14 protein-coding genes are annotated in these 16,806 nt (G+C 38.3%); 9 read left to right on the top strand and 5 right to left on the bottom strand.

What is annotated here, in order from left to right:
- Positions 1-20: 20 nt before the first annotated feature.
- The 3 genes from ABXZ36_RS01770 to ABXZ36_RS01780 all read left to right on the top strand — a co-directional run bounded on the left by ABXZ36_RS01770 (position 21) and on the right by ABXZ36_RS01780 (position 4,306).
- A complete protein-coding gene (locus ABXZ36_RS01770; RefSeq protein WP_354613741.1) occupies positions 21-1,670 on the top strand; it encodes a CHASE domain-containing protein in 1,650 nt (549 codons plus the stop codon).
- A gap of 93 nt (positions 1,671-1,763) precedes the next feature.
- Complete coding sequence (gene amaB / locus ABXZ36_RS01775) at positions 1,764-3,317, top strand: L-piperidine-6-carboxylate dehydrogenase (protein ID WP_354613742.1); 1,554 nt, start codon at positions 1,764-1,766, stop codon at positions 3,315-3,317.
- Between the two features lie 431 nt (positions 3,318-3,748).
- A complete protein-coding gene (locus tag ABXZ36_RS01780; protein ID WP_354613743.1) occupies positions 3,749-4,306 on the top strand; it encodes a hypothetical protein in 558 nt (185 codons plus the stop codon).
- 36 nt (positions 4,307-4,342) lie between these two features.
- On the opposite strand, the gene ABXZ36_RS01785 is transcribed toward ABXZ36_RS01780, so the two are convergent.
- Positions 4,343-5,338, bottom strand: coding sequence for an acyl-ACP desaturase (locus ABXZ36_RS01785; RefSeq protein ID WP_354613744.1), 996 nt, complete (start codon positions 5,336-5,338; stop codon positions 4,343-4,345).
- A 61-nt stretch (positions 5,339-5,399) separates the two neighbouring features.
- Positions 5,400-6,125 carry a metallophosphoesterase gene (locus ABXZ36_RS01790; RefSeq protein WP_354613745.1) on the bottom strand — a complete coding sequence of 242 codons (726 nt, stop codon included), beginning with the start codon at positions 6,123-6,125 and terminating at the stop codon, positions 5,400-5,402.
- Positions 6,126-6,324: 199 nt separating this feature from the next.
- Here ABXZ36_RS01790 and ABXZ36_RS01795 point away from each other — a divergent pair, with 199 nt between their 5' ends.
- Positions 6,325-7,269, top strand: coding sequence for a carbohydrate kinase family protein (locus ABXZ36_RS01795; RefSeq protein WP_354613746.1), 945 nt, complete (start codon positions 6,325-6,327; stop codon positions 7,267-7,269).
- 1 nt (position 7,270) lies between these two features.
- Positions 7,271-9,211: an alpha-amylase family protein gene (locus ABXZ36_RS01800; RefSeq protein ID WP_354613747.1), complete on the top strand. Its 1,941-nt coding sequence runs from the start codon at positions 7,271-7,273 to the stop codon at positions 9,209-9,211.
- Here ABXZ36_RS01800 and ABXZ36_RS01805 read toward each other — a convergent pair.
- From ABXZ36_RS01805 to ABXZ36_RS01815, 3 genes are read right to left on the bottom strand one after another with little or no spacing between them, the layout of a single operon-like run.
- A complete protein-coding gene (locus ABXZ36_RS01805; RefSeq protein ID WP_354613749.1) occupies positions 9,208-10,344 on the bottom strand; it encodes an ATP-binding protein in 1,137 nt (378 codons plus the stop codon). The two genes, ABXZ36_RS01800 and ABXZ36_RS01805, sit on opposite strands and share 4 nt — an antisense overlap.
- Positions 10,341-11,102, bottom strand: coding sequence for an SDR family NAD(P)-dependent oxidoreductase (locus ABXZ36_RS01810; protein WP_354613751.1), 762 nt, complete (start codon positions 11,100-11,102; stop codon positions 10,341-10,343). The genes ABXZ36_RS01805 and ABXZ36_RS01810 overlap by 4 nt, the downstream gene beginning before the upstream one ends.
- Positions 11,103-11,160: 58 nt before the next feature.
- The gene (locus ABXZ36_RS01815) at positions 11,161-12,036 is read right to left on the bottom strand and encodes an aldo/keto reductase (RefSeq protein WP_354613752.1); all 876 of its coding nucleotides are present in this window, start codon (positions 12,034-12,036) and stop codon (positions 11,161-11,163) included.
- A gap of 158 nt (positions 12,037-12,194) precedes the next feature.
- Here ABXZ36_RS01815 and ABXZ36_RS01820 point away from each other — a divergent pair, with 158 nt between their 5' ends.
- The 4 genes from ABXZ36_RS01820 to ABXZ36_RS01835 all read left to right on the top strand — a co-directional run bounded on the left by ABXZ36_RS01820 (position 12,195) and on the right by ABXZ36_RS01835 (position 16,804).
- Positions 12,195-13,196, top strand: coding sequence for an AAA family ATPase (locus ABXZ36_RS01820; RefSeq protein WP_354613753.1), 1,002 nt, complete (start codon positions 12,195-12,197; stop codon positions 13,194-13,196).
- A gap of 76 nt (positions 13,197-13,272) precedes the next feature.
- Positions 13,273-14,139: a DUF58 domain-containing protein gene (locus ABXZ36_RS01825; protein WP_354613754.1), complete on the top strand. Its 867-nt coding sequence runs from the start codon at positions 13,273-13,275 to the stop codon at positions 14,137-14,139.
- A gap of 26 nt (positions 14,140-14,165) precedes the next feature.
- Positions 14,166-15,806: a hypothetical protein gene (locus tag ABXZ36_RS01830; protein WP_435602039.1), complete on the top strand. Its 1,641-nt coding sequence runs from the start codon at positions 14,166-14,168 to the stop codon at positions 15,804-15,806.
- A complete protein-coding gene (locus tag ABXZ36_RS01835; RefSeq protein ID WP_354613756.1) occupies positions 15,806-16,804 on the top strand; it encodes a vWA domain-containing protein in 999 nt (332 codons plus the stop codon). Before ABXZ36_RS01830 ends, ABXZ36_RS01835 begins: the two co-directional genes overlap by 1 nt.
- Positions 16,805-16,806 lie beyond the last annotated feature (2 nt).

Here is a 16,806-nt window from a genome sequence, read left to right on the forward strand (position 1 = left end):
TATAATGAGCAAATTATCTAATGTTTGGAAAGGAAAAATTCAAATATCTTATCATTATATTTTTAGGGGGTTTAGCTTCCTGCTACCTATTCTATTCTGCCAACCAAAGACAGGTCACCCAAAATAATTTTATCATCAATAACGCCATCACAAGGGCTAACCTTAAATTCAACAAGGAATTGGGTAAGGCGAACATTGTTATGGAATCCATGGCCTTTTTTTTCAAATACAATGATAGCGTGTCCCTTGAATTATTTGAAGAATTCACTAATCCCTTTATCATTGGTTTACCTGGCATTAAGGCCTTGGAATGGGCTCCCCGTATTGCAGATGAAAATAAGTTACTTTTTGAAGACTCTCTAAAACGGGTATTTGATAGTACTATACGAATCTCTAAAGTAGATTCTATTTCAGGATTAGGACTGGTAGATAAAAAGAAATACTACTTTCCAGTTGAATTTACCAATCCTGTTTCTCATTTGAAAAACGTAATAGGGGTAGATCTTTCTTCGGATTCAAGAAACAACTTTACTTTAGCCTTGGCCAATAGGACCAAAAACATTGTTTTTTCACAACCTATTAAATTAATAACAGCAGAAAAAGAAGATCATTATGGCTTTTTAGTGCTAAAGGCTGTTTATGGCTCCAAAGAGAATGAGGTTGTAGGTTATGTGTTAGGAGTATATGACATGACGGAATATATCGCTAAAATTTTGGACACTGAATTAAAAGTTTTAGACATAGTTATAGTGGATGAAGACCAAAACAAGGCTCCCTTATTTTCTAGTTTCGATCAGAGTAAAGCTTTAGATCTCACTACAACTTTGCAAAAAAAAGCATTGAACGTGGCTAACAGAAAATGGCATGTTCAATACTTCGCAAAAGACCTTTATGCGACCTTTCCACATACAATAGAATCCTATTTCTTATTACTCTTTGGCTTTGTAATTACCTCCCTGATAGGATTTATCGTCTTTAGAAATGACAACTACCAACATACCTTGGAAAATAGGGTGAGTCTACGAACAAAGGAACTAGAGAATTCGAACAAAGAAAAACTAAACTTACTTCAGGAAATTCATCATCGTGTAAAGAATAATTTACAGATGACTTCGAGTCTCATAAATATCCAAAAACGGAAATTGACGAATAAGGAGGCTATTACAGCCTTGGAAGATAGCCAGTCCAGAATCATGGCCATCGCCTTGACCCATCAAAAAATATATCAAGATGATAATTCTAAAACCGTAAATCTTAAGGACTATTTATCAGACCTCATGGTGTACCAAAGGAAATTATTACCTACAGTAAATTACACTATAACTTGTCCTGAAATTCATTTAAATCTTGATGTGGCCGTGCCTATAGGATTAATTCTTTCTGAGTTGGTGACCAATGCTCTGAAACATGCCTTTGAAATATCCTCGGATGATAATCAATTACATATTCTAGTCACCCAAGAAGAGAGCGGGGCGCGTTTAATACTCATTAGACTGACTGATAATGGAAAAGGATTACCTAAGGATTTTGACCCAGAAAAGACAAAGGGAATAGGTTTTAGAATAATTAACTCCCTTTGCAAACAAATTTCGGCTCAAATGAACTATACCAGTGACGAAAACGGGACAACTTTTATCCTTTCGGTAAAAAATCTTGAAAATATTATTTAAATTCCCTGAAATCAATTTTCCATTCCCTTTCAAACTAATGTTAATTGCATAACTTTGTAAGAATCTAACATTTATTATATAAAAAGTTATAAAATGTCAAAAATAGCTACAACGTTCGGAATCCATGATGCTTTAAAACAACTAGGAATCCAAGATATAAATCCGGGCACCTCCACAGGGTCTAATAATTTTTCATCTGGTGATATCCTTGATTCTAATTCTCCTGTTGATGGGGCTTTGATTGCTAAGGTAAAAACAACTTCCAAAGAAGATTATGATAAGGTAATGGAGGCCGCCACCTCTGCCTTTAAAACATGGAAAACCATGCCCGCTCCACAAAGAGGAGAAATTGTACGTCAGTTTGGAGACAAACTAAGAGAGCTGAAAGAGCCCCTTGGAAAATTGGTGTCCTATGAAATGGGTAAATCCTATCAGGAAGGCTTGGGAGAAGTTCAAGAAATGATAGATATCTGTGATTTCGCAGTTGGACTGTCTAGACAACTACATGGCCTTACCATGCATTCTGAGCGTCCAGGACATCGTATGTACGAGCAGTACCACCCACTTGGGGTAGTAGGTATTATCTCTGCCTTTAACTTTCCAGTAGCGGTGTGGGCATGGAATACTGCCTTAGCTTGGGTTTCTGGGGATGTATGTATATGGAAACCATCCGAAAAGACGCCTTTATGTGGAATTGCATGTCAAAATATTGCAGCCTCTGTATTAAAACAAAACAATTTACCAGAAGGGATATCCTGTTTGATCAATGGCGACCACCGCGTTGGAGAATTCATGACCAAAGACTCTAGGATTCCATTGATTTCTGCCACAGGATCTATCCGAATGGGTAAAATTGTAGCCCAGGCAGTAGCAGCAAGATTAGGTAAGTCGTTATTGGAATTAGGCGGAAATAATGCCATTATCGTTACTCCCGATGCAGATTTGAAAATGACCGTTATAGGTGCAGTTTTTGGTGCAGTTGGTACAGCAGGACAACGTTGTACCTCCACCCGTAGGTTAATTGTACATGAATCCATGTATGATAAGGTTAAGGACGCCATTGTAGCCGCCTATAACCAATTGCGCATTGGAAATCCATTAGACGAGAAAAATCATGTAGGGCCTATTATTGATACCGATGCCGTAAAAATGTACCAAAACGCTCTTAAAAGAGTTGTTGAAGAAGGTGGCAAAATGCTTGTTGAAGGCGGTGTCCTGGAAGGTGAAGGGTATGAAAGTGGCTGTTATGTAAAGCCCGCCATAGCAGAAGCCGATAATTCCTTTGAAATTGTACAGCATGAAACCTTTGCGCCCATCCTTTATCTATTAAAATATTCTGGTGATGTTGAGAACGCACTTGCTATCCAAAATGGGGTGGTACAGGGACTTTCTTCAGCCATCATGACCAATAACCTTAGAGAGGCTGAAAGATTTCTATCCGTAAATGGTAGTGATTGCGGTATAGCCAATGTAAATATAGGAACTTCAGGAGCCGAAATAGGAGGTGCCTTTGGAGGTGAAAAAGAAACTGGAGGCGGAAGAGAATCTGGTTCCGATGCTTGGAAAATCTATATGCGAAGACAAACCAATACAATCAACTATACGACCGAGCTACCTTTGGCCCAGGGTATAAAGTTTGATCTATAGGTAAGAACTTTATTACACCCTTTAAAACCCACTTTACTTTCTGTTTATAAACAGAAAGTAAAGTGGGTTTTTCAATACAACTATTTTTAAATTAATTTTATCCAGACCTTATTGATATTTAAAACTCCTCTTATTCCATAATTTTATGGACATTGAAACTGGGTCATAATCTGGAAGAATTTAGTATAATAGAAAAGCTACAACACTGATAGTTCTTATACTTTTCCTAAAAATCAGTGCTCATGATGTCCTAACTAGCCATCACTTCCCTCTTAAGTAACTGAAGCAGAATGATAACCACTATTATTTTAACATTCTTTGCGTTTTTTTTATAAATTAGGTTACACAACCGGTTTACCGCTTTAAATGACCAGAGCAATGAATGATTGCGCATTTCTTACGCTAATAAATAACTACGTAAACTATATATTATGAATTTTGAACACATGAAACTTATAAGTTGGCTATTACTAGCCCTATTTGGAATCATTTGCACCGTCACAGGTTTCCTATGGGGTAAGAGCGCTACCAATACCTCTTTAAATACTGCTGAGTTAAAAGTACTACATGAAAGCAATACCAAATTGGTAGCTGATTTAGACGCCTGCAACCAAAAATTAGCATCCCAAACAACAAAAGACAAGACCAGTGAATTAAAAAAGAATCCAGTTTCTGTAGATGCCCAAACTTATTTTAATTCCGATTTGGCCAAACAGGCGTTAGGGGAAAAAATTAAACTTAATGATTTAAAAATTATTGAAGGGATTGGTCCAAAAATTGAAAAGCTATTCCACAATTTTGAGATTAAATCATGGGAAGACCTCTCCGAAGTATCTGTAAAGAAATGCCAGGACGTGTTGGATTCTGGGGGGGATCGCTATCGCATTCACAATCCTGGATCTTGGCCCATGCAAGCTAAAATGGCAGACGAAGGCAGATGGAAAGCCTTGGCCAGGTGGCAAGAAGAGCATAAAGCAGGAAAACTATAAAACAAAAAAAACCGGTTCAATAAGAACCGGTTTTTTTTAAAATCTTCCGTTAGCCTCAACCCATTTGAAATGGTATTGATCCTCTGGGAATTTCATACGCTCAGAAATACGTTCCAATCTAGCCGGTAATTTCATTAAATAATCACGGGCTTTTTCAGCATCATCAGTCAAACTTCTGATCTTGTCTAACTCCCAATACGCATTTAACTTTTTAAGGATTTCTACATAATCATGGGCCGTATAAACACCCAATCGCTGAGCACAGTTGGAGAAATTTTCAAATGCCGTTCCAATATTGCCGCCAGACTCCCTTAAGAAATGTGCCGGCATCACAATTTTCTTCTTCATCATATCGGCAAAGGCCAACATCATTTGGCTGGGATCATGATCAAAAATAGTCTTTACAAATTCCCTATAGGCAAGATGGTGTCGCATTTCATCTCCTGCAATAATTGTACACATCTTTCCCAACAAAAGATTGCCCTTTTTCTTGGCCATTTGTCCTACCCTTTTATGTGAAATATTAGTGGCAAGCTCTTGAAAACTAGTATAAACAAAGTTTTTATATGGGTCACGGTCAGTGCCAATATCAAAGCCATCTGCAATAAGGTGTTGGGTGGTAATCTCAACTTCCTTCATATTCACCCTTCCAGATAGATAAAGATACTTATTAAGAACATCACCATGTCTGTTTTCCTCAGCGGTCCAATGACGGACCCATTTGGACCACCCATTTTTGTTTTCTCCGTGTTGGTCTATTCCTTCCACATCCATCAACCAAGACTCATATGTGGGAAGGGCTTCCTCGGTAATTGTATCTGCAACCATAGTCACCCAAAAGTCATAGCCTAATTCCTTTGCTTCTTCCCTTATTTGGGTAACATCGTCCAAGAATTTGTCACTCTGGTTATCCGGCAAGAAATCTGTTGGCTGCCATATCTCATCAATGGGGATAAGGTAAGAATCTATAAACGAATCTACCTTGCTTTCTATGGCCCTCATCACCTCTATTCTTATGTTTTTTGCGGACATATACTGTTTTTTACAAATATCCCTAATATTATTGAAAAAGTCTTACAAAAGGGCGTAAATTTTAGTTCCTCCCGCTCTCTTCCGGATAAAAAGTAAAAACTGGATCACTCTGCCAAAATTCCTTTGTATCTACATCCATAATGGACAAGGGGCCCTTAAATGCCGCTCCTGTATCCAAGTTCCAAATATTGGCAGCCTTGTGAGGCAAAGTCTTCCCAATTCTGGTTACTGGGGTATGCCCGATAAAAATTTCACTATAATGGGTAAGACGTTTAGGATAAAGAATGTTTTCCCTAGTCAAATTTGGATCGATGGATAAAGCCAACTCCCAAAGGGTTCTGTCCCAGTAAAAGGTCTTGGTGAAATACTCATGTTCAATGCCATTTAAATTAGTGAATCCCGCATGTAAGAATAATTGGTTTTTGGGATTTAAATGATAATTATCCAAATTCCTATAAAAGTCCATATGCACATCTTTGATACTATCCCCTACTAGGGCATAAGATTGTGTTGTAGACCGCCCACCATGTTGAAACCACAAAGGATTATCACGTCCTTGACTCAACCATTCCAAACATAATTCGTCGTGATTTCCCCTTAAAAATGTGCATTGATGGGTATTCTTTAGTTCCATTAAAAAATTAATGGTTTCCACTGCTTGGCTCCATCCATCAATATAATCCCCTAAAAAAATCAAATGATCATCTTGGGTAACCTTCGCTCTTTTCAAAACCTGGTCTAGTGCCTTTAATCCAGAATGGATATCTCCAATAACAAGTGTTCTCATACTACAAAAATCGCAAATACAATATTGATAAAAGCAAAAATTAAGCTAAAATGACCTACATCTATGAAGTGTATGTAAACGAAACACCCCTTTAGATAAAAACATAACATCTAAAAGGGATATTCACTAATTTAAGCTTGAAATTTTGAATACGTAAGTATTTCCATTTACTTTGAGAATCATAAACCATCAATCAGTTATGAATAAGGTATATTGCATAGGAGAGTTGTTGATAGATTTTGTAGCAGAAAAGCAGGGTAGCGATCTATCTAAAGCAACAAATTTCACTAAAAAGGCAGGAGGTGCACCTGCTAATGTTGCATGTGCCATTTCGAAACTTGGAGGAGAAAGTTTCTTCATTGGCTGTGTGGGCAAAGATCCTTTCGGGACGTTCCTTTTGACAATTTTAGAAGAACATGGTGTGGACATATCAATGGCCCAACGCTCTTCCACATTTACAACATTGGCGTTTGTTTCTTTGGCAGAAGATGGCGAAAGAGATTTTGTTTTCAGCAGAGGTGCAGATAAAGAATTACAATACAATTCAGAATACAGAAATAAATTTAAGGGCAATATTCTTCATCTAGGGGCTGCAACTGCCTTGTTAGGTGGAAGTCTTGAAGATGCCTATAAACATTATTTTTTTGATGCTCTTTCCCAAGGTGCATTTATTTGTTTTGACCCGAACTTTAGAGGAGATCTTTGGAAGGGAAAAGAGAATCTTTTTATAGAAAAATGCCTGCCCTATATTGAAAAATCTGATTTATGTAAATTTAGTATGGAAGAAGCTCAATTACTTTCTGGAAAAGAAGATTTAAATGAGGCTTGTGATTTTTTGCATAACGTTGGAGCCAAAGTAATTACTATAACCCTGGGCGGTGATGGCACGTTATTGAGCACTTCCAAATCTAAAAAGAATATTCCAAGCATCAAGGTAAGCCCAGTGGATACTACAGGAGCTGGAGATGCCTTTATTGGTTGCCTATTGCAGCAAATTTCGGCCTTAGCGGATTTCAAAACTATTTTTAATGACGAATCGATCTTGACTAACATGGTCTTAATGGCCAATAAGGCGGGAGCCATTACCACAACCAATTATGGCGCCATTGAATCTTTACCTAACTTGAACCAACTGCAGCATTAAAATGAACCAATTATCACTTCATCAATTATTGGCCAAGGACCAATTAAAAAAAAAGAAATCTACTGGCCTAAATGAATTGTTTGAGCTGCGATTATCCACAAATATAACCTTGATTAAGAACCTCTTTTTTTCCCTATATCCAGAAACAGAATACGCTGGAAGTTTTGAAAAATTAGTTTCCCTGTTGCCGAAATTGTATCAAGAAAGACCAGATGAATTACAAAAGATTGACCTAGTAAGATTACAACAAGGGAATTGGTACCAATCCGAACAAATGTTGGGAATGCAATTGTACGTGGACCATTTTAACAAAGACATTAAAGGCCTTTCAGAAAAGCTGGGATATTTTGAAAATCTTGGGGTAAATTTCCTTCATTTAATGCCAATTACCAAACGTCCAAAAGAAGAAAATGACGGAGGTTATGCCGTTAATAGCTATCATGAGGTAGACGAAAAATATGGTACCAAAGAAGATCTTTTAGCTCTGACAAAGAAGCTTAGGTCTAAAAATATATACCTGATGTTGGACTTTGTGGTGAACCACACTTCCGATGAATTTGAGTGGGCCAAAAAGGCCATGAACGGAGATCTAAAATATCAGGATTATTATTACACCTATCCTGATCGCACCCTTCCTGATCAATTTGAACAATCCCTCCCTGAGGTTTTCCCCGAGACCAACCCTGGCAACTTTACCTATAACCATGAAATGCAAAGATGGGTAATGACCGTTTTTAATTCCTATCAATGGGATCTTAATTATTCCAATCCAGAAGTATTTATGGAAATGTTGGGCAACCTCATGAAATTAACAAATATGGGAGTGGATGTTGTCCGATTCGATGCACTAGCCTTTCTGTGGAAAAAAATAGGTACCGATTCTCAGAATTTACCAGAGGCCCATCAATTGATCAGTCTTTTCCGCATGTGCCTTCAGACCATAGCACCAGGGGTCATATTATTGGCGGAGGCCATCACAGCCCCCACCCAGATCATCAAATATTTTGGGGAGGGCGATATGAAGGGAAATGAATGTGAAGTAGCCTATAACGCCACTTTAATGGCACTACTTTGGAATTCAATTGCGACCAAAAAAACGGTATTATTGAATAAGAGCCTGCTGCATCTGCCAACAAAGCCGAGGGAAGCTACTTGGATCAATTATATTCGGTGCCATGATGATATCGGGCTAGGATTTGATGATAATGATATTTACAGTATAGGGTGGGATGCAAAGGAACACAAAGCGTTTTTACTTGATTACTATTGCCAGAAGCTGGATTGGTCTCCTGCAAAAGGATTGATGTTCATGTACAATCCAAAAAATGGCGATGGAAGAATTACAGGCAGTGCAGCTTCATTATTGGGTCTAGAAAAAGGTTTGGAGAACAAGGATAAAAAGCTTATCTCCCAAGCCTTGATAAAAATTATTACCATGCACAGTGTTATTTTATCTTATGGAGGCATGCCATTGATATATGCAGGAGATGAAATTGGCACCCTCAATGACTACAGTTACCAATCAGAAAATGGTAAAAGAGACGATGGTCGATGGGTAAATAGACCAAAACAAGATTGGCAAGTAATAGCCCAATTAGAAAATAGCCATACCCCACAATCGCATATATTCCATTCCTTAAAAAAGTTGATCAACATACGAAAGAACAATCCCATATTTGCTGATCACAATAATCTGATCCTACACCAACACCACAACCCGCATCTGATGATCTATGAGCGTACCTCTCCTGAACATAATGGGTTTTTAGTAATCTGTAATTTTGATGACCATATTCATGGAATTGAAAAATCCTGGTTAGAAAAAATTGGTTTCGGAGAAGATAAGGAGTTAAAGGATCTGGTAACCGGAAAAGCAATCCATTTACAAAGCAACCATTTGGAAATTGGAGCAAGTGAATTTTATTGGATACTACGGAATTAATTATACCTCACCTTTCGCAAAATGCGTAGGGATTCTTTTAAAGATTGGTAAACCTTGGTGTCATATTCCCTAAGTAATGGCCTAGCATCTTCCATAAGCTCTTTGGCCTCCTCAAAACCATTGAGATAGCATATTAAATAGGTTGCTGGAAGCTGTTTTAGATCCAATTTTTCAGTATTGGTAAGATCCAACCTTTTTTGAAGCTTTTGGAGAAGCGCATTATTGGAATTAAATATATGGTGCAGTGTTTTTTTGTCATAAAGGGGAGGTTCAAAAATTAGGTCGCTCTGTATTTGGTATGTGCCATTTTCCGAAAAGGTGATAACCACCTTCTCCAAGGGATAGTATTTAAGTTGTCTGCCAAGACCCAATTGAACATATTCCATAGTTGTAAAGGAATGCGCATCAAATGATATAGTGATCTCATCTAGGGCAGAATAAAATAGCTTTACTTGTTCATTGATCAACTCTACATCCACTCGAGAATAGTAGGTTTCATTTTTTACTTTCTTCTCGTTTCCTGCCCAACAGACCACAAATTGTTCTTCAAAAACTTTATAACTACTGCTGAGATCCTTATGCCTATGGTTTATAAAATCGATTACTCCGTCTAGGGTAAGCTCAATATTATTTCTGGCATGAAGCTCTATGGTAGCCACGGTTTCAGAATTGATGTCCCTTAGGTGTACATCAAAAGCTTTAGAGAGACTAATACTGCCCTCCCTAAAGAAAACAGAGCCCCCATAATATTTCCAAATATTTTTCTTGAGGGCACATACCTTCTCATTGGATTTAATAGTAACCAAGCCTACCACCTTACCTTCTGGCAAATGTGGAAATGGAATATTTTCATAAGAGATTAGCGGAGGATTATCTAGATACGCGTTAACCAGATTTTGAATCTTGCTGTCATCAAAGAAATCGACCCCAACTATTTTATTATCCTCATCCTCTACGCCAATCACGATAAAGGAATTACTTATTGGATTACTATTGGCTAGCGCACAAACATGCTTTAAAAATTTCCCTTTGCCTTCTCTCTGCCCTATATCTATAAAACGCTTTTTGTCGTAAAAGCTATTCTCATCGTTATGGGCGAGAAGATTTTTTACCAATAAGCGTTTATTGATCATGCTTCCTTTTTATTGAGAATTGTACTACTTGCCTGAGCCGTAGGCATCACAATTAAATCTGCTATGTTCACATGGTATGGCCTAGTGACAACAAAATATATTATATCCGCTATGTCCTCTGGCTTTAATGCTTGAAATCCTCTGTAAACTGTCTCTGCTCTAGACTCATCGCCTTTGAACCGGACCTTACTGAATTCCGTTTCTACCAAGCCAGGATTAACTGCACCCACGCGTATTCCATATGGATTTAAATCCATTCGCATTCCTTGGTTGATGGCGTCCACTGCATGCTTGCTGGCACAGTATACATTACCTTTAGGATATACTTCCTTCCCTGCCGTGGAGCCTATGTTTATAATATGCCCAGCTTTATTGGCAACCATTTGAGGAATAATTGCCTTAGAAACATACAAAAGTCCTTTCACGTTAATGTCCAACATGGCATCCCAATCTTCAACACTCCCGTCATTTATGGGGTCCATACCATGTGCGTTTCCAGCATTATTAATTAGAATATCAATATGTGAAAATTCTGCAGGTAACGTATTTATGGAGGAGAAGACAGTGTCCTTGTCCCTTACGTCAAAGTTCAGGATATGCACCTTGGTCTGCTTCCCCAATTCTTTCTGTATAGCTTCCAAACGGTCTTGTCTTCGTCCACAAAGTATCAAATTAATGTTGTTTGCTGCAAAAAGTTGGGCAGTTGCCCTTCCAATTCCGCTGGTTGCCCCTGTAATCAATGCTGTTTTAGATGCCATAATTTTATGTCAATTTATTTTAAATCCATATCCCTTTTTTTGGTGTTTTTCCTGCAACTTATGGCACTACATGGCCTTGGCTTGCCGCCAACATCTCGAACCAATCTTCCAACTCCAATTTTATGGAATTAGCTTTTACTGAGTCTTTAAGTCTATCTGGGTTAGCGGTACCTACAACTGGGTGTATTCTTGCAGGATGCTGCATCAACCAAGCCAAAAGTAATTGACTTTCATTTGTTCCATACTTTTCTTGAAAGTCTGTAAACACTTTTTTTATCCTTTCTGTCTGTTCGTCATCTTTTCTAAAATAAGAGCCAAGAGGGCTCCAAGCCATTCCAAAACGTTTATTGGCCAAAATATCATCCAAAGTCCCATCGTACATTACAGCATCGGCAGTCAGTGAAAATTCTACTTGGTTCCCCATTACGGGGATCTCTGTTTCCAATAGGGCAATCTGTGAAGGGGTAAAATTAGAAACTCCAAAATCTTTTATTTTTCCATCCTTACGCAGCTGGGATATCGCCTCAGCAACTTCTTCGGGCTGCATTAAAGGACTAGGCCTATGCAATAAAAATAGATCCAAATATTCGGTTTTTAACTTTTGCAACGATTGCTCCGCTGACCAAACAATATATTCCTTGGAATAGTTGTAATGCTTTACTTTATTATTTCGGGTTTTGCCGGTGTGCTGTATCCCACATTTACTAATAAGCTGTATGCTTGCCCTATCAATATTGCTTTGGTTGAAAGCAACACCAAACTCGATTTCGTTCGTGTAATCGCCATAAATATCGGCATGGTCAAAAGTGGAAATGTCAATGTCCAAACAATGATGCATCAAATCAATCATTTCCCTAGTGGTCAGTTGCTTTCCCCAACTTCCCCATGTCATAGTACCCGCTATGATTTTTGAATAATTCGTATATTTTTCCATATGTTGGTGAAATTAGAAAATAAATCCCTTAAATACTTCATAAAAATAAGGGGTTTACCCAACTTTTAACCAATCATTAACAACCATTAAATAAATAAATCTTCAATTTGCATGAGAATTTAACGTAATATTCGTCTGGGTTTTAATTAAAATGTTTTATGGAAGAAAATACAACTGTTGATATCAGTGCTGTAAATGAAAAGATTGCGAAAGAAAGTGCTTTTATAGATCTTTTGATGCTGGAGATGAACAAGGTTATTGTTGGTCAGAAATATATGGTTGAAAGATTGCTTATTGGCCTTTTAGGCCAGGGACATATTTTATTGGAAGGTGTTCCAGGGTTGGCAAAAACCTTGGCGATTAACACCCTTTCCAAAGCCGTACACGGTAGCTTTAGCAGAATACAGTTTACTCCGGATCTTCTACCAGCCGATGTGGTTGGAACCATGATCTACAACATGAAGTTGAATGATTTCTCTATAAAGAAAGGTCCAATCTTCGCCAATTTTGTCTTGGCCGATGAGATTAATCGTGCCCCTGCAAAAGTACAATCAGCACTCCTAGAGGCCATGCAGGAAAAGCAGGTGACCATAGGTGACGAAACGTTTATACTTGACAAACCATTCTTGGTTATGGCTACGCAAAACCCAGTTGAACAAGAGGGTACTTATCCTTTACCAGAAGCACAGGTAGACCGTTTTATGCTAAAGACCGTCATTGATTACCCGAAGATAAAAGAAGAGCAGTTAATCATGAGACAAAACCTTCAAGGTGCTTATGAAAAAGTAAACCCTGTGGTTTCCATAGAACAGATATTAAAAGCGCAGCAGGCGGTACGGGAGGTGTACATGGATGAAAAAATTGAAAAATATATTTTAGACATCGTTTTTGCCACCCGTTATCCAGAAAAATACAATCTTGAAGATCTAAAGCCACTTATAAGTTTTGGAGCTTCTCCCCGTGGAAGTATCAACTTGGCAAGTGCCGCAAAATGTTATGCTTTTATTAAAAAGAGAGGATATGTAGTGCCAGAAGATGTTAGAGCTGTAGTTCACGATGTACTTAGACACAGGGTTGGTCTCACCTATGAGGCAGAAGCGGAAAACGTAACCTCTGTAGACATCATCAATAAGATAGTAAATGAGATAGAAGTGCCTTAGTGCCTCGTTCCAAGTTTCTTGTTTTAAACTGTAAACTGGAACCGTCCAGCTTTTGGACAAAACCCTAATTAGGCCAATGGATACTAAAGAATTACTCAAAAAAGTTCGTAAAATTGAGATAAAGACACGACGTCTTTCCGATCATATCTTCGGAGGGGAATACCATTCTACTTTCAAAGGTAGGGGGATGACCTTTAGTGAAGTAAGACAGTATCAATTTGGTGATGATGTGCGTTCTATAGATTGGAACGTTACAGCACGATATAATGAGCCATATGTAAAGGTCTTTGAAGAAGAAAGGGAGCTTACAATGATGCTGATGGCAGATGTCAGCGGTTCCGAACTTTTTGGAACCTCCAATCAATTCAAAAAAGAAATAGTTACAGAAATATCTGCCACCCTTGCATTTTCAGCGCTTCAAAATAATGATAAGGTGGGCCTCATTCTTTTTTCTGATGAAATAGAACTGTTTATCCCACCCAAAAAAGGGAAGACACATGTTTTGCGGATCATCAGGGAACTCTTGGAATTTCAACCCAAGAGTAATAAGACGAATCTGGCGGTTGCCCTAAAGTTCTTAACGAACGTTATGAAAAAGAAGGCCATCGTATTTGTCCTTTCTGATTTTATTGACGACGATTACCAACAGACCATCAGAATCACAGGGAAAAAACACGATGTTACAGGGATCCGGATTTATGACGAGCGTGAAGAATCCATTCCTAATTTAGGAATGGTTCAAATGCAGGATGCTGAAACTGGTGAAGTGCGACTCGTTAATACCCAATCCAAAAACGTGAGAATGGCCTACGGAAAATACCATCAGGAGCGGGTGCGTTATTTTGAAGATGTTTTTACCAAATCTGGTTGTGGAGTATTGAGTTGCAGGGTAGATGAAAGCTATGTGAAAAAATTATTGGGATATTTTAAGCGAAGGGGATAAATCGAATGGAAAATAATAGAATAAAAATGACTTCATTTTTTAAGGATATCGCTTTTAAAATAAGCCTTGTCCTATTGTTGCTCCAATACGGATTAGGGTTTTCCCAAACCGCTATTTCCGTCACTTCTGAAGTTGATACAACCAGCATAAAAATTGGAGAACAAATAAGATTTAAAATCCAAGTAGAAGCTGATTCTACAGCCCAAATCGTATTCCCCGAAGGTCAGACTTTTTCACCATTAGAAATGGTCGAAGTCATTATGACCGATACCGTACGGAAATTAGATCGGATAACCCTTCAGAAAATTTATGCTTTAACCCAATTCGATTCTGGAAGCTATACCCTACCACGTCAACAAGTGGTTATCAATGGACAGAATTTCTTTACAGATTCTGTTAAAATTGCTGTTGCAACGATACCAGTAGATACCTTGTCTCAAAAGATGTATGATATTAAACCATTTCTTGAAGTAGAGAAAAGTAATATAGATCTGTGGAAAAATGCGCTCTGGATATTCTTGAGCTTCGCAGTAATAGGGATGTTGGTATATTGGTTCCTGATTAGGAAAAAAAACCTTTCAGAAGAGGAAAAAGTGGCCCTCTTGCCCCCTTATGATCGCGCCCTGTTGGAATTGAAACGATTAGAAAATTCTAAATATATCATTCAGGACGAATACAAACAGTATTATTCCGAATTAACTGATATTGTGCGCTCCTATCTTGAAGAAGACGTTCATGTATCCGCATTAGAGAGTACAACTGATCAGTTAATAGAGAAACTAGAACTGCTAAAAGATGCTGGAGAACTGAAATTGGACGACGAAACCATAGATCAGTTTAAAAAGGTACTGCAAACAGCAGATTTAGTAAAATTCGCCAAATCCAAACCTGAAACTTCAGTAGCCGAACAGGACCGAAAAGCAATAGAACAGATTGTAATTAAGACCAAGGAAGCCCTGCCTGAACCAGACGAGGAAGATCTACTTCTGGATGAAGAATATCAAGAGGTACTCTCTCGAAAAAAACAAAAGAAAAAATGGACTATGGCAGCCGCTGTGTCCATCGGTATCCTCTTCTTAACCACTATAGTATCCATTGGTTATTATGGCTGGAAACCAGTTAAAGATACCCTGTTGGGTCATCCTACAAAAATATTATTAGAAGGTGATTGGTTAAACAGCACCTATGGCTATCCTCCAGTTAACTTAGAGACGCCAAGTGTTTTGCTAAGACAAGATATAAAACTAACTCCTGAAGTTAAAGCGACGGTTAAAGAAGCTCAGGTCTTTACTTTTAGCGATCCTGATGCTCTATTCTATATTGGAGTTAGCTCCACTACCTTTTCCTCTCAAGAAACGGAACCCGATTTTCAAAATTCCGTTGAGCAGGTTCTGAAAAGTTTTGAGGCCAAAGGAGCCAAAAACATAACCACGAAACAAGAAGAGTTTAAAACCATATCCGGAACATTAGGACTTAAAATTTATGGTAGTGGTAAATTTACACTTCCCCAATCTAATGAAGAGGTAAACGGAAAGTATGCCATTATCATTTTTGGTGGTAAAGGCTTTCAACAACAAATCATTATCAATTGGATGGAAGATGACGGATATGCAGAAAATATAGTAAATAGAATTACCAATTCCATAGAAGTAAAAACAGGAGCTTAATGTTAGAGAATATACAATTTGCCAATCCCCATTTCTTCTGGTTGCTAGTATTGCTTCCGGTTGCGGCGCTGTGGTATTTCTTTAAGAGGAAAGAGGAAACGGCCTCCCTAAAAATATCTAGTATCAAAGGGTTCTCTACAAGCAGTTTGCTGGCCAAAATGAAGCCCGCCTTATTCGTATTACGATTATTCGCCTTAGCAGCCATCATTACAGCATTGGCAAGGCCCCAGACTGAGGACATTTCGTCTAGAACCAAAACCACCAAAGGGATAGACATCGTCATGGCCATTGATGTCTCCTCTAGCATGCTGGCAAGAGACCTTAAACCAAATAGACTATCTGCCCTCAAGGATGTCGCGTCTGACTTTATTCGAAATCGTCCAAATGACCGTATCGGTTTGGTGGTGTATGCAGGCGAAAGTTTTACCCAAACCCCGATAACCAGTGACAAAACCATAGTCCTAAACGCCCTTAGGGATATAACCTATGGCCAACTCGATGATGGTACTGCCATAGGGATGGGATTGGCCACTTCTGTAAACCGTTTAAAGGAAAGCAAAGCTAAGAGCAAGATCATTATCCTTTTAACTGATGGGGAGAACAACGCAGGATTTATTGAGCCACAAACAGCTGCAGAACTAGCCGTAGAGTTTGGTATAAAAACCTATACCATAGGTTTAGGCACCAATGGGAACGCTCTATCTCCAATAGCCTACAACCCGGACGGCACTTTCAGATATGGAATGAGACAGGTAGAGATTGACGAAAAATTACTGGAGGAAATCGCCGATGTTACGGGAGGTCAATATTTCCGTGCCAACAACAATAATAAACTAGAGGCAATCTATGAAGAAATCAATAAGTTGGAAAAAACTGAAGTAGAAGAGTTCAAATATTATAAGTACGAAGAAAAATTTAGGTCATTCGTGCTTCTGGCAGGTATTTTGCTCTTGGTAGAATGGTTGCTGCGAAATACATTATTTAGGAGTTTTATATAGTT

Source organism: Sediminicola arcticus (assembly GCF_040566695.1).
In the GTDB taxonomy this organism is placed as follows: domain Bacteria; phylum Bacteroidota; class Bacteroidia; order Flavobacteriales; family Flavobacteriaceae; genus Sediminicola; species Sediminicola arcticus.